Raw genomic sequence first — 25,281 nt, 5'->3', positions numbered from 1 at the left:
CGTTGCCCCCTGCCCGCTGCGCACGCCCGCCGGAGTGCGCGGGTGCACGGGGCAGTGGGCAGGGGCAGGGCGGGGCGCGAAGGGGGATGAGCGGGAGCGAAGAGTGGCGAGCGCGGAGGACCTTGCGGGGTGCTCGCGGACAGGGGTCTGGGACAGGACCGCTCGCGTAGGGGGCCGTGGCACGCTTCTGGCTTCGTGCCGAGCATGCTCGGCCACCCCGTCACCCACTACATGAAGAGCCCGGTCTTCATCATCGCGGCCGACACCGACCTGGAGACCGCGCGTCATCGGCTGGAGACGCAGAATGTCTCGTGTCTCGGTGTCTCCGACGGGGCGGAGCCTCTGGCCGCCGTGATCTCGCGCACGGATCTCCTGCGCGTCGCGCGCATCGTCCGCGGCGCAGAAGGCGCGTCGAAGCTGGTGCTCCCGGCGCAAAAGGTTCGTGACTACATGCACGCACCGGTGTTCACGTTGGGGCCGGAGGCCGACATGGTCAGCGCCGCGCGCGAGATGGCCGAGCGCTCGGTGCACCGCTTGTTCGTGCGCAAGCCCCACACCCTGTTCGGCGTCGTCGGCACCGTCGAGGTGATGCGCGCGCTGGTGGACGCGCGGGTGACGACGCCCGTCGCCGCGCTGATGTCGGCGCCGGTCGGCACCGTGGACGCACGGACTCCGCTCGCGGAGGCGACCCAGCGGCTGCGCTCGACCGGCGTGACCGGGCTCGTGGTCGTGACCGGCCCGGAGGAGCGGCCCGTCGGCATGTTCACCCAGCGCGAGGCGCTCGAGAGCACCGCTCACGCCGACCACCTGCCCGTGGACGTGATGATGAGCTCGCGCTTCATCACCGTGCACGAGATCACCGCGCTGCACCACGCCGCCGCCCAGGCCGCCGCCACCCGCGCGCGGCACGTGCTGGTCATGGAGGGGAAGCACCTCGTGGGCATCGTCTCCGGGCTGGACTTCGCGAAGGCGGCAGCAGCAGCGGCAGCAGTGGGTTCGCACCACTGAACCTTGCGCGCAGCGCGGCGGAGCGCGGCGAGGTGCCCGCCCTGTTCGGCGAGGTGCGGCGCGAGAGCCGCGCATGCGCCCACTGAACCAGAGGTGCGCGGGTGCAGGGGGCAGTGGGCAGGGGCAGCGCGGTGAGCGAGGGGCGGAGGGCGGGCGCGGAGGGCGGGCGCAGGGCGCCCCCGCTCGTTCCTCCACGCTCCCGCTCTCCCCGCGCCGCGCGACACTCTCGCGCTGCCCGCTGCTCGCTGCGCTCGCGCCCTCGATCGCGTGGCGCTGGAGCCGGCTCAGGGTCGAGCGGCGGCGGACGCACCGAGGAGCTTCGCCATGCCCTGGAAGAGCGCCACGAGCTGCTCGGCGGCCTCGGGCGGCGCTTCGATCCGCACGGCGCCGCTCGCGGTGCGTTCGATCCGGAGCGCGTCGAACTCCCTCTCCGCCGCGCGATCTTGAAGCAGGTGCAAGATCCGCTGGCGGAGTCGCTGCTCGGCAACAAGTACGCGGAGGGCACGAGCATCAAGGTGGGGCTCGACGGGGAGAGGTTCACGTTCACGGGGTGAGGTCCCGCTCTCCCCTCCTCGCTCGACGCTCTCCCCTCCTCGCTCGACGCTCTCCCCTCCTCGCTGGACGCTCTCCCCTCCTCGCTGGACGCTCTCCCCTCCTCGCTGGACGCTCTCCCCTCCTCGCTCGACGCTCTCCCCTCCTCGCTCGACGCTCTCCCCTCCTCGCTCGACGCTCTCCCGCGGCCCCCTGCCGCTGCCCGCGCCCCCTCTCTCGCTAGCCGAGCGAGCTCGATGGCACCCCACCCATCCCGCACGTCAGCTCGTCGGGCTCGGGCGCGACGACGGGCAGCGAGCGGCGAGCGGCGTCGGCCTTGCGCTCGACACAGAAGCCGCTCGCGGCGAGATCCGCCGCCACCCAGCGCGCGAGCACCTCGCCGAGCACCGCGTAGAAGGGATGGCGCGAGCTCTCCGACAGGCGCGCGCCGAGCTCGTCCGTGAAGCGTCCGAGGTGCTCCTGCATGAACACCTGCCGCGCGCGCCGCGTGACCGCCAGGGACTCCTCGGCCTCGGCGCCCGCGTCGAGGGCCAGCGCCTCCTTCACCGAGAGCAGCGCCGCGAACTCGACCTCGACGCCGACGTGGTCGGCGCTCTCGCGCTCGCTTCCGCCCACGCGCGCGCCGAACAGCTCGTACAGCTTGGCGAGCTGCCCCATCAGCACGCCCTTGTCGCTGGCGAAGTAGTGTCCCTCGCAGGGGCTCACGGGCGTGGTCTGGGAGAACAGCCGAGCGTGCTCGCCGGGGAGCTCGTCGTCCAGCCAGGGCAGGAGCCGGCCGGCGATCGCGTCGAGCTCGGCCGGGGCCGCCGCGAGCTCGGCGCGGAGCTCCTCGGGGTCCGCCGGGTAAGCGAGCGCGAGGCCCAGCAAGCGGTAGCCCTCGGCGCGCAGGAGCGCGCTGTTCACGGCAGCTTCAGCGTCACGAACGAGTACCATTGCTTCCTCCCAGCCACGTTGGCGGCGCCCCCGTCCCAGACCGCAAAGGCCACCTGCGTCGCGACGCCCGGCTGGAGCACCGGGTTCGCGGGATCGGCGACGCGCAGCGGGACGGCGATCACGACGTGCCACGTCCCGTCCTTGTGGACGCCCTTCGCGCGCGCGTCCTGATAGCGGTGATCGGCCAGCGTGCTGAAGCCCTCCGCTTGCAGCTCCTCCACCGGCTCGCGCCGGTGCAGGCTGGAGACCGGGTTGCCGGCGGCGAGACCCGGCAGGTAGCGCCTCTGGTTCGCCGACTGGAACGCCTCGGTCACCGGATAGGGGTGGCCCAGCGAGACGAACGGGTAGGTGTCCGCCCAGAAGTTCGGGTGGTAGTCCTGCACGTCGGCGCGCCCCTTGTCCACGTCCCGCTGCCAGACCGCCTTCCAGTGCGCGATGTAAACGGGGTTGCCCTTCGCGCCCATCATCGGGTTGGCCTTGCTCGGCTCACCCAGCGGCAGCTCCACGGCCACCGCGTCCGTGAACTTGTCGACCTCGAGCTGATCGCTCCGGGTCTTGTCCTCCCACTGTAGGCGGAGCGCCAGCCACTCGCCGTCGCGCAGGGCGCGCACCTTCAGCTTGGAGACGTTCGGCGACTGGAGCATCGGGAACGCCACGCCCTGAGGCAACAGCTCCAGGATCATCTCGGGCGACTGCTCCCAGAGGTCGCTCGCGGCCTCGAGCGGCGCCTTGTCCACCTTGATGGCGCTGAGCTCGCTGGCACCGCCGCTCTCGCCCGGGGCCTTCTTGCCCGAGCAGCCGCCGCCCAGCGCGGCCGAAGCGCCGACGAGCAGCGATACGGTGATGAAAAATCGGGATTTACGCATGATGACGCGTCCTCGCGGTCTCAGGTGACGTTGAGCCGGTAGACCTTCCGCTTCTGATCGAAGAAGTCGCGCTTGTAGAAGGGCTCGGTGTACGGCACGCGGATCACTTCCTTGTCGTCCGCGTCGAAGCCGACGGCGTGGTCCTTCTGCTCCGCAAAGCGGTGCAGCGTGCGCGGCGTGTTGCCGAACATGAGCAGCGCGGCGAGGAGCTTCTTGTCCTGCGGCGCGCTGCGGTAGGTCTCAATGGCCTGCTCCACCCCCGGGCCGAAGAGCTGCCCCAGGAAGTCGCGTGGCACATGGACGGGCGGGATGTAGTAGACGTTCGGCTCGGTTCCGTACTGCGGGTAGAGGGGCTTCGCTACCTTGCGGATCCGCACCAGGTAGTCGATGGGGTTGTCCTCCTTCTCCTCGCCCGGTTTGCTGATGAAGCCTTGCAGCCGGATCTTGCCGATGCAGGTCTTCACGCACTGAGGCTGCTCGCCCTTCTCGATCAGCGGGAAGCAGCCGATGCACTTCTCGCTGACGCGCGTGATCATGTTGTAGAAGACCTTCTTGTAGGGGCAGGCCTTCACGCACTCCCGATATCCGCGGCAGCGCGACTGGTCCACGAGCACGATGCCGTCTTCCTCGCGCTTGTAGATGGCCTTGCGCGGGCACGCGCTCAGGCAGCCGGGATAGGTGCAGTGGTTGCAGATGCGCGCCAGGTAGAACTGCCAGACCTGGTGGACGCCCTGGAAGAAGGCGCCCTTCTGCACCTCGCCGGCGACCACGTCTTCGCCGATGTTCGGCGAGGCGTATTCGTCCTCGTCCGGCAGGTAGCCCAGGGCGCGCTCTCCCGTAGGGGCGGCCTCGAAGATGGTCTTGCCGGCGTATTTCTCGCCGTTCCACTCTGCGCTCCCGAGCTGGTCCAGGAGCTTCACGTCCCAGGCCTGCGGGTAGAAGCCGTAGGGCTTTGTCTCGACGTTGTTGTAGAAGATCTGCTCCTGCCCCTTGCCGCTGGTCCAGGTGGTCTTGCACGCCACCGAGCAGGTCTGGCAGGCGATGCACTTGTTGGTATCGAAGATGTACGCGAGCTGCCGCTTCGGGCGCGCGTCGTCGTACGGGTAGTCCATCTCGCGACCCAGCTGCCAGTTCTTCACTTTGGACATCGGATGGCCCTCACTTGACGGAGACGTACTTGCCGGCGATGAACTTCTTCAGCGCGTCGCTCTCGTGGCGCGGGGTAAGGCCCTTCTCCGCCGGCTTCCACAAACCCTTGCCGCCCAGGCCGCCGGCCTCGGCGCGCGTGATGCGGGTCATCGCCTCGCGCGGCGCGCCCGTGGGGCAGTGGACGTCGGCCGCGAAGCCCGCACCCAGCGTCTGACCCATCATGTCCTTTCGGACCAGCGAGTCCGTCATGTGCGTCGGCTTGATGTAGCCGCGCGTGCACGACTGGTGGCTGCCGGTGCGGAACAGCGACTGGTAGCCGGTGTCGGGGTTCTTCGCGAGCTTGTTGGCGTTGACCTCCGTGCCGCGCACGGAACCGTAGGTGGAGCCGTACATGTTGTGCCACATGCGCGCGACTCCCCGCGGCGTCCCCGGGTAGTAGCGCAGGCGACAGAGCAGGCGCGCGACCTTGTAGTCATCGGGCTTGTTCTTCCAGCCGTGGAACGGGCGGTCCTCGGGGTCGGCGTCGATGTACACGTAGTCGCCGTCCTCGATGCCCAACGCCTTGGCGTCGTCGGGGTGCAGGTCCACGTAGTTCTCGGTCACGAACGGCGTCCGCGGGTCGTGGCGCAGCATGTCGCCATAGGGACCGAACCACGTCGCCACGATGTCGGTGTCCACCGGGGTCGTGTGCGCGCCGTGGCGGTACTTGGGCGTGTGGAAGATGAACTTGTAGCTCTCGTCGTGGGCGGTCAGCGGGTGCCGCGTCTTCTCGACCTCGGCCCAGGGCTTGACGACGTGGCGGGCCTGGCGCACCTCGCTGTCGAGCTGGGCCTTGGGCACGCCGTAGGCCTCGGGCCCCTTGGGGCGGATGGCCGGGTGTGGCTTGGCGACGATGACGTTCGGCTCGTAGAAGGTCGAGTCGATGGGCTCGCGGTGCACGGGGATGCTCTCACCGGAGTCCCGCCACTCGATCTCCTGGCGGAAGAACTCGAGCCGCCCGGTGCGCGTGTACCAGGGCTTGTCCTCGTTGGAGTTCTCCCAGCCCACCGTCTTCGGATAGGTCCGCGACTGGATGACCGTGGGGACGCCGGCCTGGGCCTGGCGCTCGGCCTCCAGGAAGTCGATGCCGCGCGCCATGTTCGAGGCGTCGAAGATGCGCTGGAGGTAGACGTCCACGCGACCCTCCTCCACGAACTTCCAGGCCTCCGAGAAGCGCGCGTCTCCCGTCAGCTTGCCCAGCGCCTTAGCCACCCCGGCCGACACCTCGATGTCGCTCTTGGTGTTGTAGATGCGATCGAGGGGCGTGCGCGGGAAGACGCTGATGAACGGGTTGGTGACGCTGGCCGTCACGTCCGGGTGCTTGAACTCGCACCACGAGTCCACCGGGAAGACCACGTCGGCGTACTCGCAAGAGGCCGTCCACCACCACTCGTTGACCACGACCATGTCGCTCTTGGGCAGCGTGTTGACCACCGACTCGTAGTGGCCCTTGGCGTTGCCGATCAGCGAGTTGCTGTTCGAGACCCAGATGGCCTTGGTGGGCGTCGGGATGTGGCCCTTGCCGGTCACCAGCTCCTTGCCCATGCGGAGCGGCTTGTCGCCGTGGTTCCAGTAGTGGACGCTCTCGAACTTGAAGTAGGTCTTGGGTCGCGCGGGCTTCTGCGCGTCGAGCTCGAGGTCGAAGGGGTTCTCCATGGCCCACTGCGGCAGGCCGTTGAAGTAGGCCCCGCGGTAGTTCCCGGCGTAGGAGCCGACGTTGCCGCCCGGGAAGCCGAGGTTGCGGGTCAGCGCGGCTACCAGCAGGATGGCGCGGTCCTTCAGGTCGTTGTTGAAGAACTGGTTCGGCCCCATGCCGCAGGCGAACAGCGTCTTCTCCGGGTTCTGGGCGATCTCCTTGGCGATGGCCTCCACTCCGGCGGCCGGCGCCCAGGTGATGCGCTCCACCGAGGCCGGGTCGAAGTTCTCCATCACGTAGGACTGGATCAGGTCGAACACGGGCCGGCACTCCACGGTCTCGCCGCTCGCGAGCTCGACCTGGTACGAGCCGGTCAGCGCGGCGCCGCCGCTCTTGCCCTTGGCCTTCTTACCGTAGTCCGCGCGGGCGACCTTGCTCGCCTTCTTGGCCTTCTCGTCCCAGATCACGAACGGCGCGAGCTTGTCCTTGATGGCGTCCGGCACGTAGGTCGTCTTCTGCTCGGGAGGCGACGGCGGCTTCGCGCCCTCCGCCAGCACCTCCGCCGCGAGGCCTCCCTCGCCGCCCAGGCCCGACACGTCCGCCGCGCGCAGGAGCTCGAGGGTGTCCATCCGGACCAGCGCCGGCAGGTCGGTGAAGTTCTTGACGAAGTCCACGTCGAAGAGCTTGTCGCGCAGGATCACGTGGGCGAAGCCGAGGGCCAGCGCGGGCGTGGTGCCCGGCCGCACCACCAGGGCTAGGTCCGACTTGTTCATCGTTGCCGAGTACTCGCAGGCGATGACCGCGACCTTGGTGCCCTTGATGCGCGCCTCGGTCAGCCAGTGGGCGTCCGGCATCTTGGTGGTGATCCAGTTGATGCCCCAGCACACGAGCAGGTTGCTGTGCTCTGCCAGCGAGAGATCCCAGTCGAAGGTCTGCTGTCCGCTGACCATCGGATGCCCGGGGGGCAAGTCGGTGTGCCAGGTGTAGTTGTCCCAGCCGCGGGAGCCGAGCGCGTCCTTCGGATCGACCTTGCGCGTGTGCGCGTCGAGGAGGGCCAGGCCGTTGGCGAAGCGGTACTGGGCGAAGATGCGCGTGACGCCGAGCAGCGGCATGCCGCCACGCATCTTGATGACCTGCGTCCCGGCGCCCTTGGTGGCATCGACCATCGCCGGGTCGAAGCCCTGGGCGGTCAGCCACTTCTTGCCTTGCTCGCCGTTGTAGGCCGCCGCGACCGACGAGAGGCCCTGGGCCACGAGCTCGAAGGCGTCCTCCCAGCTCACGCGCACGAACGGGTCCTTGCCCCGGTTCAGGTACTTCGGATCGACCTTGCCCGTCGCCGGGTCACGCGGCGTCCCCGCCTTGACCCACTCGAGCCAGCCCTTGCGCACCAGCGGGTACTTGCAGCGCCGATCGCCGTAGAAGCGCCGGACCAGCGCCAGCCCCTTCTGGCAGCAGCGAGGATCCCAGCGGTGCGAGGGTCCGGGCCCGCCGATGTCCGACGCCTCGCCGTAGCGGAAGGTCGGACCGAGACGCACCACCGTACCCGAGCGCACGTAGGCGGTCAGCAGGCAGTTGTGCGTGTCGTTCGGCGCGCAGGTGAAGGTGAAGGTCGAGTCGTAGGCGTAGAGGTCGCGGTAGATCCCCTCCCAGGAGCGGTTGGGATACGCCGCCAGAGGGTTCTCCACGTGCACGGGCTCGAGGAAGTTGAAGGCCCACGCCTTGTCGGCGCTGCTCGCGAGCGCGGCGCCGGCGCTCGCCGCGAAGAGCTGCAAGAACGATCGGCGACCCAGGGCTTGCTGGCGTTTCATTCCGGAACCTTCCCGCTCGTGCGCGCGCGACACTGCCGCGGCGCCAAGGCGCCAGAGCAAGCGGCGAGCCAGCGGCGATCGCGCGGCTTTTCTCGGGCAGCGCCACCGGGGCGTTCTCGAATTCGAGAACGCCGGCGCCTCCAGCGTCGTCACGGGTGAGAAAGTCGCAGCGGCCCGGGGCTGACGCTTCTCATTTCCGAGAATGGGGACGGGCGTCATCCTGCGAGGCATGGACTCCGGCAACGTCGCGGTCGATCCGGTCGGAACCTTCCGCCGGGAGCTCGCGCCGATCGAGGCGACGGACGGCGGCGTCGATCGGTCCTGGGTCAGGACCTACCTGCTGACCGCCGGCGTGGGCACCGCGATCATCCTGCTCATCTTCCTCGCCTACGAGATCGTCGAGCGGGCCTGGCTGCTCGACCGGCTCGACTCGACCGACATCCACCGGCTGCACATGGCCCGCGGGATCGGCACCTCGGTGGTGATCGGCACCTGGGCCTTCTTCAACATCCGCTCCATGCGCCGCCGCTACGAGGGGGCCTTCGCGCGAGCGTACTTTGATCTCAGCGGAGCCTTCGAGCAGCGCACCCACGCTCTCGGGCGGGCGCAGCAGTTCTCGGAGCGGCTCTTCGACGCGCTCCGCGATCGCCTCGTGGTGCTGGACCGCAAGGGGCGCGTCCTGAAGGCGAACCAGGTCGCGCGAGCGGTCGTCGGCGACGGGGAGGTCGGGCGCCCCTGCCGGATGAAGGGCAAGGAGTGCCGCGCTTCGGGCTGCGTGGGGCAGCGCGCCCTGGCCGAGGGCGCGCCGGTGCTGGGTGACGTTCGAGCCGACGCCTCCGGGCGCATCTTCAGCATCGACGCCTACCCGCTGCTCGATCCCGAGACCGGCGAAGAGGTCGCGCTGGAGGTGGCCCGTGACATCACCGAAGCCAAGCGCCTGGAGGCGCAGCTCCTGGCGCAGGAGAAGCTCGCCGCGCTCGGGGTCCTGGCCGCGGGCATCGCCCACGACATCGCCAACCCGCTCGCGTCCATGTCGAGCGAGCTGGAGCTTCTCGAAAACGAGAAAGACGCCGAGGTGGTGCGCCGCTCGGTGGGCGTCCTGCAGCGACACCTGGACCGCATCGGGCGCACCCTGCGCGAGATGACGGATTTCGCACGGCGCCGGGGCGACGAGCACGCGGACGTCTGCATCCAGGAGGCCGTCGAGGACGCGCTGCGCATGGTCCGGCACGACCCGCGCGCGCGCCGCGTCCGCTTCGAGCTGGACGTGCCCGAGCGGCTGCCGCACTTGCGCCTGATCGAAGACCAGCTGGTGATGATGCTGGTCAACCTGCTGATCAACGCCCTGGACGCCATGCCGAGCGGCGGCAGCATCGTGGTCAGCGCGCGCGAGACGGAGCAAGGCGTGGACGTCGAGGTCGCCGACACGGGCAGCGGCATGACCCCCGAGGTCGCCGAGCGCGCGCTCGAGCCGCTCTTCACCACCAAGCCGCGCGGGCACGGGACGGGCCTCGGGCTCACCGTGACCGCCGCCACCATGCGCGCCGCGAGCGGCACCATCGAGCTCGAAACCGCGCTGGAGTGCGGGACCACGGTCCGGCTGCGCTTCCCTAGCGCCGTGATCTTGCGCGCCGAAGGAGAGCCATGAGCGACCGCATCCTGATCGTGGAGGACGAGGACACGTTGCGGGACAACCTGCAGCGCTACCTGAGCCGAGAAGGCTACGACGTCTTGGCCATGAGCTCCGCCGAGGAGGTCCTCGCCGCCGGCGCCTCCCTCGAGGCGGACGTCGCGCTGGTGGACATCCGCTTGCCCGGCGCCGACGGGCTGACGCTCGCCATGGAGCTCGCGCAGCGCGACGTGCTCGTAATCGTCATGACGGCGTACGGCAGCATCGACTCGGCGGTCGAGGCGCTGCACGCCGGGATCCACGGCTACGTGGTCAAGCCGCTGCGCCTCCGGGAGGTCGCCGCGCGGGTGGCGCGCATGTGCGAGCACCGCCGCGTGATCAAGGAGAACGCGCGGCTCCGGCGCATGCTCGCCGAGCCGGGGAGCGCTGACGGCATCATCGGGCAGAGCCGCGCCATGACCAACGCGCTGGCTCTGGCGCAGCAGATCGCGCCGTCGCCCTGCACCGTGCTGGTGCAGGGCGAGAGCGGCTCGGGCAAGGAGCTCTTGGCCCGCGCGATCCACGACGGCTCTCCGCGGAGCAGCGGCCCGTTCGTGGCGGTGAACATGACCGCCATCCCCGAGGCCCTCGCGGAGAGCCAGCTCTTCGGCCACGAGCGCGGCGCCTTCACCGGCGCGGACTCGCCGCGCGCCGGGCTGTTCCGCGCCGCCGAAGGCGGGACGCTCTTCCTCGACGAGATCGGCGATCTGCCGCTCTCGCAGCAGGCCAAGCTGCTCAGGGCCATCGAGTCCAAGGAGGTCGTCCCGGTGGGGAGCTCGCGCCCGGTCCGAGTGGACTGCCGGATCGTGGCCGCCACCAACGCCGACCTCCAGACCTTGGTCCGCGACAAGCGCTTCCGCAGCGATCTGTACTACCGGCTGAGCGCCATCCGCATCGAGGTCCCACCGCTGCGGGAGCGCAGCGAGGACATCCCCTCCCTCGCCCACCACTTCGTCTCGCTGCACGCCGGCACACACCAGCGCCCCGTCATGGGCATCGACGCCGACGCCATGACCCGCTTGCTCACCTACCCCTGGCCCGGGAACGTGCGCGAGCTGTCGAACGTGATCGAGCGCGCGGTCGTGGTGTGCGCCGCCCAGAGCATCGGCCTCGCCGATCTGCCGCCGGAGCTGGTCGGCGCCAGCACCGCTTCGCAGGGCGGCTACCGCGGGTCGATGGACGACTTCGAGCGCGCGCTGCTCTCCGCCACGCTGGAGCGCGTGAGCGGCGACCGGCGCGAGGCCGCCCGCCTGCTCCGCGTGCCGCTGGCGACGCTGTACCGGCGCCTCGACAAACTGGGGCTCAACGAGCGCGCGCGGCGAGCGCAGCTGGCGGAGTGAGGGCCGCGACTTACGCCGGCGCGTCTCGTTCCTCGAGCTGCTTCGCGATCGCGACCACGAAGCGCTCGAACGCCGCGAAACCAGCGGGCAGCTCGTGCCAAATGCGGTCGGCGTCGACCGATGCATACCCGTGGGCGATCCGATTCCGGAGCCGCGCCATTGCTTCGAGGGGCTCTACCAGATCCTTTGGAAGCACCCCATGGTCGGCGAGGATGGTGAAGGCTTCGGCATACGAACCGGGCATCCCCCATCCCTCGTCCGCGACCGTCATGAACCGGCCCTCGCGAGTCGCTTGGCCAGGCGACGCCGGGCATCCTCCCACAACGGGCCGAGCTCGGCGTGCTCGAGGGCTGCCGACGCGAGAAAGCGGGGCAGACTCTCGGCCGGTTCGGCGCGGAGCACGGTATGTCGCTTCGCGACTTCGAACCGCACGAGGGCGGATGCACGGTCCAGGCGAACGATGTCGATCTCGCGACCGGTCGCGCGGCCGAGCGTGGCGGCCAGCGCCAGCTCGTCACTCAGGGGCATCTCCGGATCCACGGGCCAGATCCCGACGTCGAGATCGCTGTCGGGACGAAGCCGACCGCGCGCGGCCGAGCCGAACAGCAGCGCGAGTCGGATACCCCCCTCCTCACTCAGGTGGCGCCGCAGGATCGCCTCGATGTCCCTGGTCGCGCTGGTCACCGCGCGATCATAGCGCAGGCCTGGCCGGGGCCCTCACCTTCTCGCACGCGAGCGGCCCTCGCGGCGTTCGGCGGGCGCTCGGCGGAGTCGCGTGCGGCCCGAGCTCGTCGCAGCTCAAGGCGCGGCCGGGGTCGCGCCCACTCCGAGCTCCGAGGTGCTCACGCCGGTCTGGGCGATCACGTTCCGCGCGACGTAGATGGGCGCGCGGGCACCCAGGGCGAGGGCGATGGCGTCGGAGGCGCGCGCATCGAGCTCGACCAGCTCGGAGCCCTTCTGCATCACGACGGTGCCGATGAAGGTGTTGTTCTCCAGCGAGTCCACCCGCGCGCTGACCAAGCGGCCGTCCAGCTTGGCCAGCATCGCGTCGAGCAGGTCGTGCGTGAGCGGGCGCACGAACTTCTCACCGGCCAGGCGGTGCTGGATGCTGGTGGTCTCGCTGCCACCCACGAAGATCGGGATCCCCGTCTTTCCCCGCGCGTCGACCAACACCACGCTGCCGCCGCCGGCCGTCGGCACCACCGCCCCCACGGTCATCTCCTCGTACCCGTTCGGGAGCTTCGGTGCGATGGGGCGCGGACGCTCGGGCGCGCTGCACGCCGGCGGCGCCTGACCCGGCTCGTCGTCCTCCTGAGACTCCGCGACGACCACCTTCGGCTGAGCCGGTCCAGGCGCCGGGGCCTGCGCGCCCCCGCAGGCGCTCACGACGGCGACGACGGCCAGATGGAGAGGCTTCATGCGCGGATGATAGCGGAACCAACCGAGCCGGCCGCAGCCGCGTCGTCGCGGAAGGGGACGGCGCGCCGCCTATCAGAGGCGAGCTGGAGATCCTCCCGGCGCGACCCCTCGCCTGACGCAGGCTCAGAACGGCCCCGACTTGTCCGGCTTGGGAGGCGGGCGCGGCGCCATCTCCGGGCGTGGTGCCATCTCCGGGCGTGGCGGCGGCGGGCGCGGCGCCATCTCCGGCCGCGGCGCCATCTCCGGCCGCGGGGGCGGCGGACGCGGCGCCATCTCGGGGCGCGGGACGCGCTCCTTCATGTGGGTCGGATCCTTGGGCGGCGGAGCGGCGGCGTCGGCCGAGGCGCTGGTGAGCTCGTGGTCGCTGAACTGCACCACGAAGCGCTGGCCGCGCGCGCTCTGGTCGAAGGTCAGCCTGCTCGCTGCCCGCACGATCTCCTTCTCCGCCTCCGGCTGGAGCGCGGGGTGGAGCATGACCAGCCTGGAGACGCTGCCGTCCGTCGCGATCCAGAGCTCGAGCTCGACCTCCCGGGGTGGCACGACGTGGCGCGACAGGAGCGGCAGGAGCTCCGCGCCGAGGATGGGTTTGACCAGAGCCGCCGGCCCGCTGGGAAGCGTCGCGTCCTCCGCTGGCGCTGCGGCGTCGAGCGGCGGACCGGACGCGGTGGTCGTCGGGATCGCGACCATCTCCGTCGGGTGGCTCTTCTCCTTGCAGCCCGCCGCGGCCAGAGACGCGACGAGCCCCGCGCCGGCGGCCGCCTGGATGAAGCTCTTGGACAGATGCCGGCGGGCAGGCCGAAGCGGAGTACAGCGGATCTCGTCGAGGAGCTCCTTCACCTTGCGCCCGAGCCTTGCGTTGTCCGCGTGGACGCGCGCCTTCGTCTCGGCGGTGAAGCGCTCGACGTCTTCGCTCGTGCGAAGCTGCGGAATGGCCGCGATCACCGCCTCGAGGTGCTGGCAGGTGTTCAGGTTCACCTCGACGATCTGCTGCTTCACCCGCCGGCGGAGCGCGTCGTGCCGCCCGAAGAACCGACCGAGCAGCTGCTGCTCGTAGTCGATCTGCATGGTCAGGTGGTGCAGGCCCTCGTCGCCGTAGTTCCGCGCTTCGAAGGCCGGATAGATGATCTCGAAGGCGGCCTGCGCCCGCGGATCGGCGATCTGGTAGTCGTAGCCCCAGTAGTCACCGAGCAGGCGGCGCTCCTTGCGCAGGCGCCGCTCCAGCGGGGTGCCGGCGTAGATCTCGGTTCGGCAGAAGTTCATCGCGTGCTCGGGGTGCTCCCGCAAGAACGCGACGTTGCCGGCCAGGTCTTCCAGCGTGGACTCGGGGTTCAAGACCAGCAGGTTGAAGCAGGTGTGGACGTCGAGCCGCCCAAGGATGTCGAGCGCCCTGATGTTGTCCTCCACAGTCTGGCCGCGACCCAGACGGCGCAGCGACTCCGGCGTCCCGGCCTCGATGCCCAGGAACACGCGGAACATGCCCATGTCCCGGAGGCGCGCGAAGACCTCCTCGTCCACCGTGTCCGGCCGGCTCTTGATCGCGAACGCGATCGGGGTCGTGACGCCGCGTTCGCGCAGCGCTTGGTCGAGCTGGCGCAGGCGCTCCAGCATCGCGACCTTGTCGTCGAGCACGAAGTTGTCGTCGTGGAAGTTGAACACGCGCACGCCTTGCCGGTAGAGCAGCGCCATCTCCTCGGCGAGGCGCGCTGGAGCGCGCAGGCGAAGCCGCTCGCCGCCGCACAGCCGGTGCCAGGCCGCGATGGAGCAGAACGCGCAGTTGTGGGTGCAGCCGCGGGACGACAGGATGTTGGTGATCGGGATCCCCAGGTAGTCGTCGAAGGGCTGCTTGCGCGGCGGGAACGGCAGCACGTCCAGATCCGGCGGCTTCTGTGCAGCCGGGTTCCTCACCAGCTGCCCTCCCTTGCGCCACACCAGGCCGGCGACGCTGGCGGGCTCGGGCAGCGCTCGCACCAGCTCGCACAGGATGGGCTCGCCCTCGCTGGTCGCGACCGAGTCGAGCGCCGGGACGTCCGTCAGGAGCAGCTCGGCGTGCATGGCCGCGAAGTGCCCTCCGGCGACCAGGTGACCGGCGTAGCCGAGCTGCCGCGCGCGCGTCGCCAGGCGCGCGAACTCTCGCGCGCGGTAGGTGAACACCATCGACAATCCGGTCAGGGGCGCGTCCGCGGCGACGATCTCCCGCGCCACGCGCTCGATCTCGCTCGCCTCGTTGAAGACCAGGCTCGTGACCGGGTGTCCCTCGTGCTCCAGCGCTCCGCGCAGGTACCGCACCGCCAAGTTCTCCTCGAACTCCGCGCCCACCAGTACGACGTGCATGGTCCGCCTCCCGTGTTGGCCGGGAGTGTCCCGCGGCGGGGGATCGACCGCCTGCGCGAAGTTTGCCGGCTCAGCGCGCGGCGAAGAGGGCGAAGGCCGCGATGGCGACGGCGAGCGCGAGGGCGAGCGCGAGCTTCTGCCGCGTCGCGCGCGACAGCTCTTGTACCCGGACGACGGGCTTTGCGGCGGCAGCGCGCGGCGCCCGGTCACCGGTGCCGATCAAGACCAGCGGCGAGGCAGCCGAACCGCGCAGCACCCGCGCGGTGGCGCGCGTGCGGTAGCCCTGGCTCGGCAACAGCTCCGAGGCCACGGCCTCGATCGCGCACTCGCCCTCGAGCGTCACGCGCTGGCCGACCTCGACCACGACCTCCCAGGTCTCGCTGAGCATCATCGCCGTGGCCTCGCCGGGGCTGCCGGATGCGCCGCGTCCGTGCTCGCGCAGCCAGCGCTCCTGACCCCGCGCCGTGCCTCCCACGTGGACCTTGCCGCGGGCGTGAGCGCGAGTGGCGTGGAGAAACGTGGCGACCTTCGCCAGGTGCGCTCGCTCCCTGCGCAGCTTGGAGGCGGCGGCGCCCTGCTCGGCCCGAAGCAGCGCCTTCAGCTCCCGCAGCCGGGCGGAGAGCTCGGCGAGGTCCGCCTCCGCGACCGCCACCAGTTGCTTGGCACGCTCGGCGCGGAGCTCCACACGCAGGTGCTCGGTCACCACCAGGACTCGACCTTCGGCGTCCTCGAGCCAGAAGTCCGACTTGCCGACCCGGCGCGGCGCGTCGTCCAGCCCGTCGCGCACGTCCCAGTACACGCACGGCCGCTGACCAAGCGCGGAGACGAGGAGCTCCCCCGCCGCCGCCACCTTCCCCGTGAACGCCGTCACCGGTTGGTCTTAGCGCGGCGGCGGCGGCCCAGCAGAAAGATCGTGCCGAAAACACCGAGCCAGCCGACCGTCGCCGAGCCGCGCGCGCCGCCGACGCTGCAACCTGCCGTCTCCGCTTCGACCGTGCCGCCCGTGGCGGTCTCCGGCGGCGCGTCGCTCTCGCTGTCGTCGCCGCACACGTCGAGGTCGGTGTCATCCGCTCCGGGGCAGCGGTCCAGCGCGTCGTTCACGCCGTCGCCGTCGTCGTCGTCGTCGCAGGCGTCGCCCAGGCCGTCGCCATCCGTGTCGGTCTGCGCGGGATCCGCCAGCTCCGGGCAGACGTCGTCCGCGTCGTCGATGCCGTCGTTGTCGTTGTCGGTGTCGCAGGCGTCGCCGATACCGTCGTCGTCCTGGTCGGCCTGACCCGGATCCGCATTCAGCGGGCAGACGTCGCTCGCGTCGGCCACGCCGTCGCCGTCGTCGTCGTCGTCGCAGGCGTCGCCTTTGCCATCAGCGTCGGTGTCGAGCTGGTCCGGGTCGGGGGTGGTGGGACACACGTCCTTCGCGTCGTCGACGCCGTCGCCGTCGTCGTCGGCCTCGCAGGCGTCGCCCTTGCCGTCCTTGTCCGTGTCCGTCTGCGCCGCGTTCTTCACCAGCGGGCAGTTGTCCTTTCCGTCCGCCACGCCGTCGCCGTCGTCGTCCGTGTCGCAAGCGTCGCCCTTGCCGTCCTTGTCCGTGTCCGTCTGCGCCGCGTTCTTCACCAGCGGACAGTTGTCCTTGGTGTCGAGCACCTTGTCACCGTCGTCGTCGGTGTCGCAGGCATCGCCCTTGCCGTCCTTGTCCGTGTCCGTCTGCGCCGCGTTCTTCACCAGCGGGCAGTTGTCCTTCGCGTCTGCGACGCCGTCGCCGTCGTCATCACCGTCGCAGGCGTTGCCCTTGCCGTCCTTGTCGGTGTCGGTCTGGCTGGCGTTCTTCGTGCTCGGGCAGTTGTCCTTCGCGTCCGTGACGCCGTCGTCGTCCTTGTCCTGATCGTTGCAGGGGCCGGTCCCTGGATCGGTGCCCCACCACTCCCAGTGCCAGTTCTCGCTGGGCACGGTGCGCTTGAAGCCATACGTGCCCGCGTGCTTGCTCAGCCACGAGTACACGCCCGGGGCCGAGGCGTTCAGATCCAGGGCGTGGCCGCTCTGGTGGTTGCTGTAGCCGGGCTTCGCCGCCAGGTTGCAGTTGTTACAGCTACAGCTCGTGTAGCAGGCGTACAGGTACTTCTGCTGGTCCATGGTGCGGAAGCCGCTCACCACGCGGAGCTCCACGCCGGCCGCAGACGCCGCCTTGGCCATCTTCATGTAGGCGTTGGCGGTCTTCCACTCGACCTTCTTGCCGTCCACGGTGACGACCTGAATGGTGAAGGCCGAGCCGTTCTTGTAGCCGGTCGCGGTGGACATGCTGCACGAGAGGGTCGACAGCTCCTCGCTGACGACCCCGATGTCCTCGTCGCTCTCGTCGTGGTCGAAGTGGTCGGGGTGGTCGCCGCTCTCGGCGACGCAGCCGGCGACCAGGCAGAGGAGCAGGGTGAGGGAGACCCGGACGAGAGCGGCCAGCCGAACCATCCCCGGGTCTGGAGCACGAGTCGGGCCAAAGGGGATTCCTGGAAAAGCCCGCTGGTTTGCCCGACCCGGGGCGCGGGTGCGCCAACTTCGAGTTGGCGGCTCGCAGGTGCGGCTGCCTAAACTTGCGCCGAATCTGCCCCGTCGGTATGCCGGCTCGGGCCGGCATGGAGCTGTCCTCCTTTCTCACCGCGCGCGTCCGCCTCCTGGCGGTCGCCCTGGGCCTCGGCCTGGGCGTGCACTGCTCGTCGGCGCGTCCGCCCCCGCGCTCGCTGGAGGGGCTCGCGTCGATGTTGGGACAGGCATCGCGCTCCGTCGTCGCCCCGACGGACATCGCCTGGGAGCCGAGCCCCGGGCTCTTGGCCGAGACCTTCCTCGGCCGCCGTCTGGTGTTCCTTGGCGCGGAGAAGGCCGGCGCCCCGCGCGACGTGTACCGGGCCCGAGTGCGCGTGACCCTCGACGGCAAGCCGATCTCGGTCACGCAGATCCGCAACCTCACCGACACTCCGCTCGGCGACGACACCGGGCTCGAGGTGCGCGGCACGCGGGCGGTCTACGCGACCGTCGCCTACGGCAGCATCCAAGGCATCACCGTGCTGGACCTCGGCGGCATGCGCCGCGAGGACAAACCCGAGAGCCGGTTCCACCGCATCTTGCAGGCGATCACCGCGTTCCAGGAGCGCGGCAGCTTCGCGGACATGGGACGCACGGACATCGTGCTGGAGATGCCGGCGCGGGAAGCGCGCCTGCTGCTCGACGGCGCCGGGCTTCGGGTGGAGCTCGGCGACGCGGCGCGCACTCTCGTCTACGACGCGGCGCTCCGCGAGCTGAAGAGCGCGGACGGCGGGCAGCCCTACGCCGCCCACGCCGACGTGCACCGTCAGATGGAAAAGCCGCTGATCCTCTGGGGCGTGGACACGGTGCGGGCCGAGGTCGGCCCCGCGCCCATCGCCTGGCTCGAGGACAAGGTCTTCGGCGCGCGGGACAAGTTCAAGCGCACGACCTTCCAGATGTTCGCGTCGTCCGGCGCTTCGAACACCTTGAAGGACGAGGCTCAGACGGAGAAGGTCCGCGCCACGGTGCTCGACGCCAGCAAGCTGAAGGAAGGCGAGAGCTGGCCCCCGCCGGCCATCCCCAGCATCTGGAAGGAGAACAAGCCCGGCGAAGGCGAGTGGCAACCCGTGGCGCTGCCGTTCTTGAAGCCGATGCCGGGCACGGACGAGAAGCACGGCAAGGCGCCGGCCTACTTCTACAAGACCTTCTTCCGCCCCGACGCGGCCCGCCCCTACTCGGAGGTGATGTTGATCGCGATGGACATGCGCCAGCTGGAGCTGGGCATGCAGGCGGGCTTCGAAGATCCGAAGCCGCTCACCGGACCACCCGGTGACGGCCGCTTGCCCCGCGACAAGGCCGTGCTCGATCGCATCGTCGGCACCTTCAACGGCGCGTTCAAGACCACTCACGGCCGCTACGGCATGAAGGTGGACGACCGCGTGCTGATCCCGCCGGTCGCGGGCGGCGCCACGGTGATGGTCACCAAGGACGGCTCGGTGGGCCTCGGCAGCTGGCCGAAGAGCGAGGAGATCCCGGACGAGATCCGTTCTTTTCGCCAGAACCTCGATCCGCTGGTCGAAGACGGCGTGGCCAATCCGACGGGCCGCTACATCTGGGGCTGGCAGCTCTCCGGGACCAGTGTGATGACTCAGCGCACGGCGCTGTGCGTGACGGCAGCGGGGCACCTCTATTACGCCTTCGCTCCCGAGATCGACGGCCCGACGCTCGGCAAAGCCTTGGCCCAGGCGGGCTGCTCCTACGGCGTCCACCTGGACATGAACCCCGGCCACTGCGGCTTCGTCTACACCGACATCGTCGATTATCGCGCCAAGGAGTTCAACCTGAAGAAGGCGCACGACGCGATGAACCTCGACCCGGGGAAGTTCGTGCGCTGGAGCGCGAAGGACTTCTTCTACGTGATGGTGCGCGACCCGGTGCCGACGGATCCGTCGGGCGTGCGCTGGTCGCCGGACGGCGGCCTGCAACCGCCGCCGCAGTGGTTGCCGGGCGTCTTCAAGGGCAAGCTCAAGGTCGGCAACCTCGAGGTCGAGCTCGCGAGCTTCGAGCCCGGGCGTGTCGGCTACCGCGTGCGCGCCGGTTCGAAGGAGCCCAGGCAGAGCAACATGGCGGGGCACGTCGAGCTCACGGGCGAGGATAGCCAACGCGTGGTCGCGGCCATCGGCCTCGGGCACACCACGGACGCCATGCGCCTGGGCATCGCGTTCGCGGGCACGCAGGCCCTCGACCCGAAGGCGGCGTACGCCACGCTGGTGGTGTCACCGGGCAAGCCGCTGGCGATCTTGGCGCCCGGCGAGGTAGCGAAGCTCGACAAAGACGACGAGTCCGTACAGCTGCCGCTCCTCGCCGAAAACGGCAAGCTGACCGACGCGGCCCTCGCTCATGGACCCCTGCGCCTGCGCGGCGCCCTCTGCGCGCTGCCGAGCGGGCGCGTGCTCGTGGCCACGGCGCGGCACGACTCCAGCGACTCGCTGGCCGCGGCGCTGCTCAAGATCGGCTGCACGCGCGTGGTCGAGATCGATCGCGGTTCGCAGCACCCCGCCTTCGTGCACCGCGCGGGCTCGGAGACCCCCCCACTGGCCAGCTACGAGACCAGCGTGCTCTACGCCGTCGGCCGCCCGATGCTGCCCCACGCCTTCCGCTGGAAGGCCGAGGGATCCGAGAAGAGCACCAAGCCGACCTTGTGGGACGTCTCGCCCGACGTCGGCAAGAAGAAGAAGGCCGCGCCGAAGCCGGCGCCGGAAGAGGGCGCGACGCCGTGAGCCGGCGCGGGCACTGGCACGGGTGAGGGGTGCGGGCGTGCCGTGCTACTCTCTGCCTGCACCATGGAGCTCGTCTGGAACGGAAGTCGCGTCGAGTTGTTTCGCGATGGACGCGTCTTCGCCTCTGCCAAGTGGCGGGGTGGCGGGCTCGTGGAGCGCGTGGGCGAGCTGACGGAGACGGAGTGGGCCGAGACCGAGGAGCGCATCCGTCGCGAGACCGAGACCACCATCGCCTCGGCGTTCGACGCGGCCTACGACGAGCGAGGCGTGGACGTGACTCAGATCGAGCGCATGCTGGCCCTCTCGCCTCGGGAACGCCTCGAGTCCCTGGACGCGGGCCGCCGCACGATCCTGGAGCTCGCCGGCGATGCGTACCGCGACTGACTCGGTCGCCTTGTTGCGGACGCTCCATCGTCATCGCGTGGACCTCATCGTCGTGGGGATGACTGCGGGCGTGATGCAGGGCGCGCCCGTCATCACGCTCGACCTGGACATCCTCTACTCGCGCGTGCCCGACAACATCGAGCGCCTCAGCACGGCGCTCGCGGAGCTCCGCGCTGTCTTTCGCGGTGATCCGCGGCGGATCCCGCCGAACGCGTCCCACCTCGAATCGCGGGGGCACAAGCTCCTCGAGACCGCGCTCGGCGATCTGGACGTCCTCGGCACGCTCGATGAAGGGCTCGAGTATTCGGATCTGCTCCCGGACGCGGTCACGATCGACATCGACGGCATGCCGCTGAGGGTGCTGTCCCTGCGCCGCCTGATCGAGATCAAGGAGAAGGCAGGACGGCCAAAGGACCTCGCTGTTCTCCCCGTGCTTCGTTCGACGCTGGACCGCATCGGGAAGGTCTAACCACCGCTTCTCCGTGCTGGGAGCTCGCGCTGGCGCAAGCCCGAACACCCGGGCCCTTGACTTTATTTAACACATCGGTTAAATAATCGTTCCACCCTCGAAGTACCGGGCAAAACCAATGAATGCGCGCCTCCCCAGCTCCGCCGAGCTCGACGCCACGTTTGCGGCGCTGGCCGACCCGACGCGGCGCGCGATCGTAGCGCGGCTCGCGAGCGGTGAGGCCACGGTGCTCGAGCTCGCCGAGCCGTTCGACGTCAGCCTGCCCGCGATCTCGCGCCACCTGAAGGTGCTCGAGCGGGCGGGGCTGATCGAGCGGGGTCGCGACGCCCAGCGCCGGCCGTGCCGGCTGCGCGGCGAGGCACTCGCAGAGGTCTCGCGGTGGGCCGAGCACACCAAGCGCGCGTGGGAACAGCGGTTCGACCGCCTCGACGCTTACCTCGAGCAGATGAAGGCTCGAGCAAACGGAACGAACACGCACTCGACCACGAAGGAGAACCGCCGTGACCGACGCACGAGACGCTGAACCCACCTGGTCCCTCGATCGCGAGACCGTACTCAGTCGCGTGTTCGACGCGCCGCGCGAGCTCGTGTACCGCGCGTGGACCGATCCGGAGCACATCCAGCGTTGGTTCAGCCCGAAGGGTTTCAGCTGCACCACGCACACCATCGACATGCGCGTCGGCGGCATGTGGCGGTTCGACATGTTCGCGCCCGACGGCACGCGCTACCCGAACCGCATGACCTTTCTGCAGATGAAGGCGCCCGAGCTGCTCGTGTTCGATCACGGCGACGACACCGATGACGATCCGAACAAGTTCCGCGTGACCGTCACCTTCGACGCGCAGAGCAACGGCAAGACCGTCGTCACGCTGCGCCAGCTCCACCCGAGCAAGGCACGCCGCGATGCCACTGTCGCGTTCGGCGCCGTCGAGATCGGCAACACCACGATGGACAAGCTCGAAGCGCACTTGCAGGCGCTCTCACGTTGAGCGTGGGCCTGGGTCCTGAGTCGGCAAGGCCGGCGTTCGGCGCGCTACGAGCGCGCTCCCGGTACTGACTTTTCGGCCAGATCACGGCCCGACGACGATGTCGTCGATCCCCACCACCGTGGACAGGATGGCGTCGCCCACGTCCGTGACCACGAAGGTGAGGTGGGCAGGGCTGCCGACCGTTCCGGTCAGCGTGAAGGGGAGCTTGCCCGTTTCCTTGTAGTCGGCGTCGCCGCCGTCGGGCTGGCCCGGGAAGGTTCCGGGCTGTTGCTGTCCGCCGGCGCACACTTTGTTCACCGAGTTGACGATCTGGGCGACCGCTCCGCCGGGTCCGCTCAGGACGGCCAGGAAGGTGTCGTCGTATTCGCTGTCACAGTAGTCGTCGAACTCGCTGGACTGGAAGTTGTAGTCGAAGCTGACGCCGGGCGCGTCGCCGATCGTGATGGGACCGCTGACGACCACCGAAGTCGTACCGCCGAAGGCCTCGCCGCACAGCGCTTCGCCGCTGCTCAGCGCCAGCATCTTGGAGCCTTGGCTGGGGACCAAGCTGCCGGTCGCTCCGATGCGCGCGGCGTCGCCGAAGCCTCGCCAGCCATCCGGGAGCGGCTCGTAGGGGCAGCCCTCGTCGCCGATCGCCTCGATCCCCAGGTGATCGTCCGCGCCGGGCGCCACCTGGTGGTCGACGTTGAACGTCAGATTGCCGGCGATGTCGCCGTCGAGAGTCAGCACCATGCTGGCTCCCATCGGCATGGCCTGTTTCAGCGTCAGTACGAAGATGTCTTTCGCTTTGGAGCTGCTGAGCTTCGTGACGGTCAGCGCGCTCGACAGGTCGGTCTTGCCGTCCTCGGTGTGGCTCTCCAGCTTGAAGCCCACGTTCGCGAAGGTCCCCGTCGTGAACAGCAAGATCGGGCTGTTGGCGGGCACTTTCACGCTGTCAGGGGGAGGCACGGCCTGTTTGACCTCCGAGGGCAGGTTGCTGAGGCTCGGTTGGCAGTAGTCGTATTGGTTGCAGGACAGCTGCGGATCGCACACGGCGCCGGGGTTGCAGTGATTGCCCACGCTGCCCGGAGGACCCTCCGGAACCGAGAGGCCTCCCGCCCCGCCCGTGCCTCCTCCTCCGTCGCTCGTGCTGCTGCTCGAGCACGACAGAGCGAGAATCGAGGACGCCAAGACCAGCCCGAACGGGGTGCGAAGTGCCATGGGGACTTCTCCTTGCACGCGCCGTCGCTCCGGACCGTCCGTCCAGGCTTCCTACTCTCGGCGCGTAGCGCCGCTTGACTAGTGGGCCTCCGCTCCGGGACGGTCAACCCGAGCGCGACGGCAAAGATTGCGACATCTCTCCGTTGCGCATCCACGGCGCGCCCGCGCGCGAAAGGTCCACGCGTTGCCGAGGGTCGACGCAGCTGCTGCGCGAATGGTCGTCTCTCAATGGCAGACGCACTTGCCGTCGTCGATCCGGCCTTCGTACCGTACTTCTTGGGTGCAGCAGCTCTTGCAGGCTTCGGCGAGCTGGGTCGGGCCCGCGTCGATGCGACCGAGGGATTCCTGGCAGAAGCGCGTCGCGTCGCCGTTCGGGCCACCGTGCATCCCGTCGGAGTCACATGCCAGCAACGCGAGGAGCAGCGCGGCGAAGCCGAGCGTGGCCGTCCGTCGCATGCGTCCACTATCTCATCGCCGAGGGTCGCCCGCAAAGGCGCCGCGCCCTCCAGCAGTACTCGTGAGAGCAGAGGCGACGGCCACTCGGGGATGGGATCGCCAGGCGAACGCTGGCGCTCGCGCCCCCCTTCACCGAGGCGCCGGCGTCACCCTGAGCCGGCGCTGAAGCTGGCGAGAGTGCCGTGCGCGCGCACCGCGGCGTCCACCGCGCGCGCGACCTGCGACATGTCCGGGTGGTCCCCCGCGAAATCCGAGCGGTGGAAGTACTCCAAGCGGGCCGGCGGCCGCGTCACCAGCGTGCCGCCGAGCTGCGTCAGGTCGCCGAGCCAGCCGGAAATGCCGTGCCCGTCTTGCCGCGCGCGACGGAACGCGCGCTGGCTGCCAGCGTTCAAGAAGGTCTTCGCGAAGCCGCGTTCGAGCTCGGCCGCCTGATACGACGACCGCTCCGGGTCGGTGACGACCGTGCAGCCCTCCCGCGGCAGACCCTTGGCGGTGAAGAAGCGATGGGCTTGCTCCACCGAGCCGTTCCCGACCAGGACCACCCGCGCGCCCCGCTCGATCAGCTCCGGCGTTGCGCGGATGACCTCGGCGACCATCTCGTGACAGAACAGGCAGCCGTAGTGGCGTAGGAAGGTCGTCACCGTGGGTGCGTCGCGCCACAGCTCCCGCACCCGCAGCCGCGACCCGTCGATACCGAGGACCGTGGCAGCCGCGACCCGGGCCGCAACGCGATCGCTCTCCAGCGGCTCGAGCTCGACGCTTCCCACGCACGGAGGATAGGACGCTGCCGCTCGAACGGAAGGGGTACCCTCAGGCCAGCACCAGCTCCCGCAGCAGGCGCATCGCGCCGTTTGGAAGAGGGCCAGCGTGTTCCTCGAGGCAACCGCAGCGACGACGCCGACCGACGGCGTGCCGGTGTCCGGGACGGCTCACCTGGCGACGTCCCCCGGCTCCGCGCTCGGCGGGCCGGCCGGGGAGGCTCCCGGACTGCTGCTTCAGAGCCAGAAGCCTTCGACGCCGGCTACGAAGTTGATGAAGCGATCGACGGCGAGCACGCACGCGGCGAGGAAGAACGCGAGCAGCCCGGTCGCCGCGTGAAGAAACGCCGGGCCGAGCAGGTGGCGCATGACCGCGCCCTTGCCGGAGCTCGCGACCACGAGGGGCAGACTCACGCCGCTCCCGATGACGAGCTCCTGGCGCGGGCCGTCGCGGTAGCCCTGGCCCGCGGCGCGACGACCGGGCGCCACTTCGCCCGCGACGAAGCCGCCTCCGGCACGCAGAAACCGCTGCTCGATGTGGAGCTGGGCCCGAGCCCGCTCACTGTCGTTGCACTTCTGCCAGAGCGTGGGGCAATGGGTAGCGACGGCCTCGGCCGGAACCGTGCGGCGCGTGCCCTCGCCCAGCATGATCACACCGTCGAGGTCGACGGCACACCGGCCCGTCGAGTCCGCGACCGCCACGTCCGCCCAGACCTGCGCCGAACGCCAGCCGTGCCAGGTGTTGGCTCGGAGCAGCCGCGAGTCGATGGCGACCGCCGGGACGCCGTCCAGCGTAGTCGGCATTGCCGACACCGCCACGAGCTCGCCTTCGACACGAGCGCTCCCCTCCGCGAGCTCGCCCGCCTTCTTCTGCGGCAGCCCCAGGATGCGCAGCGGCACGCGGGCCGCCGCGAACGCGGAACCGAGCTCCACGAAGCCAAAGAGCACCAGTACCACGAAAATCGCCGGCTCGAAGAGCTCCATCAG

At 69.9% G+C, this 25,281-nt stretch carries 23 protein-coding genes; 8 read left to right on the top strand and 15 right to left on the bottom strand.

Going from position 1 to position 25,281, the window contains the following annotated elements:
* The first annotated feature begins 204 nt into the window (after nt 1-204).
* Nucleotides 205-1,008 (top strand): CBS domain-containing protein, encoded by an 804-nt coding sequence (locus HS104_33450; GenBank protein ID MBE7484860.1) that lies wholly within the window; start codon nt 205-207, stop codon nt 1,006-1,008.
* Nucleotides 1,009-1,292: 284 nt separating this feature from the next.
* Here the strand turns inward: HS104_33450 and HS104_33445 are convergent, their stop codons facing one another.
* The 5 genes from HS104_33445 to HS104_33425 all read right to left on the bottom strand — a co-directional run bounded on the left by HS104_33445 (nt 1,293) and on the right by HS104_33425 (nt 7,991).
* Nucleotides 1,293-1,466 carry a hypothetical protein gene (locus HS104_33445; GenBank protein MBE7484859.1) on the bottom strand — a complete coding sequence of 58 codons (174 nt, stop codon included), beginning with the start codon at nt 1,464-1,466 and terminating at the stop codon, nt 1,293-1,295.
* 313 nt (nt 1,467-1,779) lie between these two features.
* On the bottom strand, nt 1,780-2,463 hold the full coding sequence (locus tag HS104_33440; protein MBE7484858.1) for a molecular chaperone TorD family protein: 684 nt from the start codon (nt 2,461-2,463) through the stop codon (nt 1,780-1,782).
* Nucleotides 2,460-3,359 carry a hypothetical protein gene (locus tag HS104_33435; GenBank protein ID MBE7484857.1) on the bottom strand — a complete coding sequence of 300 codons (900 nt, stop codon included), beginning with the start codon at nt 3,357-3,359 and terminating at the stop codon, nt 2,460-2,462. The genes HS104_33440 and HS104_33435 overlap by 4 nt, the downstream gene beginning before the upstream one ends.
* A 20-nt stretch (nt 3,360-3,379) precedes the next feature.
* On the bottom strand, nt 3,380-4,507 hold the full coding sequence (locus HS104_33430; protein ID MBE7484856.1) for a dehydrogenase: 1,128 nt from the start codon (nt 4,505-4,507) through the stop codon (nt 3,380-3,382).
* Nucleotides 4,508-4,517: 10 nt separating this feature from the next.
* Nucleotides 4,518-7,991, bottom strand: coding sequence for a molybdopterin-dependent oxidoreductase (locus HS104_33425; GenBank protein MBE7484855.1), 3,474 nt, complete (start codon nt 7,989-7,991; stop codon nt 4,518-4,520).
* A gap of 202 nt (nt 7,992-8,193) precedes the next feature.
* On the opposite strand from HS104_33425, the gene HS104_33420 reads away from it, so the two are divergent.
* Nucleotides 8,194-9,639 (top strand): PAS domain-containing protein, encoded by a 1,446-nt coding sequence (locus tag HS104_33420; protein MBE7484854.1) that lies wholly within the window; start codon nt 8,194-8,196, stop codon nt 9,637-9,639.
* The gene (locus tag HS104_33415) at nt 9,636-11,000 is read left to right on the top strand and encodes a sigma-54-dependent Fis family transcriptional regulator (protein ID MBE7484853.1); all 1,365 of its coding nucleotides are present in this window, start codon (nt 9,636-9,638) and stop codon (nt 10,998-11,000) included. Before HS104_33420 ends, HS104_33415 begins: the two co-directional genes overlap by 4 nt.
* Before the next feature lie 10 nt (nt 11,001-11,010).
* On the opposite strand, the gene HS104_33410 is transcribed toward HS104_33415, so the two are convergent.
* The 6 genes from HS104_33410 to HS104_33385 all read right to left on the bottom strand — a co-directional run bounded on the left by HS104_33410 (nt 11,011) and on the right by HS104_33385 (nt 16,772).
* Complete coding sequence (locus tag HS104_33410; protein MBE7484852.1) at nt 11,011-11,271, bottom strand: DUF86 domain-containing protein; 261 nt, start codon at nt 11,269-11,271, stop codon at nt 11,011-11,013.
* The gene (locus tag HS104_33405; protein MBE7484851.1) at nt 11,268-11,684 is read right to left on the bottom strand and encodes a nucleotidyltransferase domain-containing protein; all 417 of its coding nucleotides are present in this window, start codon (nt 11,682-11,684) and stop codon (nt 11,268-11,270) included. The genes HS104_33410 and HS104_33405 overlap by 4 nt, the downstream gene beginning before the upstream one ends.
* 114 nt (nt 11,685-11,798) lie before the next feature.
* Nucleotides 11,799-12,419 (bottom strand): bifunctional nuclease family protein, encoded by a 621-nt coding sequence (locus HS104_33400; protein MBE7484850.1) that lies wholly within the window; start codon nt 12,417-12,419, stop codon nt 11,799-11,801.
* Nucleotides 12,420-12,542: 123 nt separating this feature from the next.
* Nucleotides 12,543-14,750 carry a B12-binding domain-containing radical SAM protein gene (locus tag HS104_33395; protein MBE7484849.1) on the bottom strand — a complete coding sequence of 736 codons (2,208 nt, stop codon included), beginning with the start codon at nt 14,748-14,750 and terminating at the stop codon, nt 12,543-12,545.
* A gap of 70 nt (nt 14,751-14,820) precedes the next feature.
* On the bottom strand, nt 14,821-15,621 hold the full coding sequence (locus HS104_33390; GenBank protein ID MBE7484848.1) for a hypothetical protein: 801 nt from the start codon (nt 15,619-15,621) through the stop codon (nt 14,821-14,823).
* Nucleotides 15,618-16,772, bottom strand: coding sequence for a thrombospondin type 3 repeat-containing protein (locus tag HS104_33385; protein ID MBE7484847.1), 1,155 nt, complete (start codon nt 16,770-16,772; stop codon nt 15,618-15,620). Before HS104_33385 ends, HS104_33390 begins: the two co-directional genes overlap by 4 nt.
* Nucleotides 16,773-17,371: 599 nt before the next feature.
* Here HS104_33385 and HS104_33380 point away from each other — a divergent pair.
* The 5 genes from HS104_33380 (at nt 17,372) to HS104_33360 (ending at nt 21,880) form a co-directional block, all read left to right on the top strand.
* Nucleotides 17,372-20,038, top strand: a complete 2,667-nt coding sequence (locus HS104_33380; protein ID MBE7484846.1) for a hypothetical protein — start codon at nt 17,372-17,374, stop codon at nt 20,036-20,038.
* Between the two features lie 63 nt (nt 20,039-20,101).
* A complete protein-coding gene (locus tag HS104_33375) occupies nt 20,102-20,422 on the top strand; it encodes a hypothetical protein (protein MBE7484845.1) in 321 nt (106 codons plus the stop codon).
* Complete coding sequence (locus HS104_33370) at nt 20,406-20,891, top strand: hypothetical protein (GenBank protein MBE7484844.1); 486 nt, start codon at nt 20,406-20,408, stop codon at nt 20,889-20,891. The genes HS104_33375 and HS104_33370 overlap by 17 nt, the downstream gene beginning before the upstream one ends.
* 118 nt (nt 20,892-21,009) lie before the next feature.
* Nucleotides 21,010-21,414: a winged helix-turn-helix transcriptional regulator gene (locus HS104_33365; GenBank protein MBE7484843.1), complete on the top strand. Its 405-nt coding sequence runs from the start codon at nt 21,010-21,012 to the stop codon at nt 21,412-21,414.
* Entirely contained in the window at nt 21,392-21,880 is a 489-nt protein-coding gene (locus HS104_33360; GenBank protein ID MBE7484842.1) for an SRPBCC domain-containing protein, read from the top strand. Before HS104_33365 ends, HS104_33360 begins: the two co-directional genes overlap by 23 nt.
* Nucleotides 21,881-21,961: 81 nt before the next feature.
* Here HS104_33360 and HS104_33355 read toward each other — a convergent pair whose 3' ends face one another.
* From HS104_33355 to HS104_33340, 4 genes are all read right to left on the bottom strand, one after another.
* The gene (locus HS104_33355) at nt 21,962-23,080 is read right to left on the bottom strand and encodes a hypothetical protein (GenBank protein ID MBE7484841.1); all 1,119 of its coding nucleotides are present in this window, start codon (nt 23,078-23,080) and stop codon (nt 21,962-21,964) included.
* A 225-nt stretch (nt 23,081-23,305) separates the two neighbouring features.
* A complete protein-coding gene (locus HS104_33350) occupies nt 23,306-23,536 on the bottom strand; it encodes a hypothetical protein (GenBank protein MBE7484840.1) in 231 nt (76 codons plus the stop codon).
* Between the two features lie 146 nt (nt 23,537-23,682).
* Nucleotides 23,683-24,303: an AhpC/TSA family protein gene (locus HS104_33345; protein ID MBE7484839.1), complete on the bottom strand. Its 621-nt coding sequence runs from the start codon at nt 24,301-24,303 to the stop codon at nt 23,683-23,685.
* 228 nt (nt 24,304-24,531) lie between these two features.
* Nucleotides 24,532-25,278 carry a hypothetical protein gene (locus HS104_33340; GenBank protein MBE7484838.1) on the bottom strand — a complete coding sequence of 249 codons (747 nt, stop codon included), beginning with the start codon at nt 25,276-25,278 and terminating at the stop codon, nt 24,532-24,534.
* Nucleotides 25,279-25,281: the final 3 nt, after the last annotated feature.

The sequence above is a fragment of the Polyangiaceae bacterium genome (assembly GCA_015075635.1).
Classification (GTDB): domain Bacteria; phylum Myxococcota_A; class Polyangia; order Polyangiales; family Polyangiaceae; genus JADJKB01.
The sequence above is the reverse complement of the archived record's forward strand: the minus strand, read 5'-3'. Positions and strand labels throughout refer to the sequence as shown.

Bases quoted from the DNA above. Each gene is read 5' to 3' on its own strand.
- HS104_33450 (MBE7484860.1), top strand. From the start codon at position 205: ATGCTCGGCCACCCCGTCACCCACTACATGAAGAGCCCGGTCTTCATC.
- HS104_33410 (MBE7484852.1), bottom strand. From the start codon at position 11,271: ATGACGGTCGCGGACGAGGGATGGGGGATGCCCGGTTCGTATGCCGAA.
- HS104_33365 (MBE7484843.1), top strand. From the start codon at position 21,010: ATGAATGCGCGCCTCCCCAGCTCCGCCGAGCTCGACGCCACGTTTGCG.
- HS104_33435 (MBE7484857.1), bottom strand. From the start codon at position 3,359: ATGCGTAAATCCCGATTTTTCATCACCGTATCGCTGCTCGTCGGCGCT.
- HS104_33430 (MBE7484856.1), bottom strand. From the start codon at position 4,507: ATGTCCAAAGTGAAGAACTGGCAGCTGGGTCGCGAGATGGACTACCCG.
- HS104_33350 (MBE7484840.1), bottom strand. From the start codon at position 23,536: ATGCGACGGACGGCCACGCTCGGCTTCGCCGCGCTGCTCCTCGCGTTG.
- HS104_33415 (MBE7484853.1), top strand. From the start codon at position 9,636: ATGAGCGACCGCATCCTGATCGTGGAGGACGAGGACACGTTGCGGGAC.
- HS104_33355 (MBE7484841.1), bottom strand. From the start codon at position 23,080: ATGGCACTTCGCACCCCGTTCGGGCTGGTCTTGGCGTCCTCGATTCTC.
- HS104_33425 (MBE7484855.1), bottom strand. From the start codon at position 7,991: ATGAAACGCCAGCAAGCCCTGGGTCGCCGATCGTTCTTGCAGCTCTTC.
- HS104_33375 (MBE7484845.1), top strand. From the start codon at position 20,102: ATGGAGCTCGTCTGGAACGGAAGTCGCGTCGAGTTGTTTCGCGATGGA.
- HS104_33370 (MBE7484844.1), top strand. From the start codon at position 20,406: ATGCGTACCGCGACTGACTCGGTCGCCTTGTTGCGGACGCTCCATCGT.
- HS104_33380 (MBE7484846.1), top strand. From the start codon at position 17,372: ATGGAGCTGTCCTCCTTTCTCACCGCGCGCGTCCGCCTCCTGGCGGTC.
- HS104_33340 (MBE7484838.1), bottom strand. From the start codon at position 25,278: ATGGAGCTCTTCGAGCCGGCGATTTTCGTGGTACTGGTGCTCTTTGGC.
- HS104_33395 (MBE7484849.1), bottom strand. From the start codon at position 14,750: ATGCACGTCGTACTGGTGGGCGCGGAGTTCGAGGAGAACTTGGCGGTG.
- HS104_33400 (MBE7484850.1), bottom strand. From the start codon at position 12,419: ATGAAGCCTCTCCATCTGGCCGTCGTCGCCGTCGTGAGCGCCTGCGGG.
- HS104_33420 (MBE7484854.1), top strand. From the start codon at position 8,194: ATGGGGACGGGCGTCATCCTGCGAGGCATGGACTCCGGCAACGTCGCG.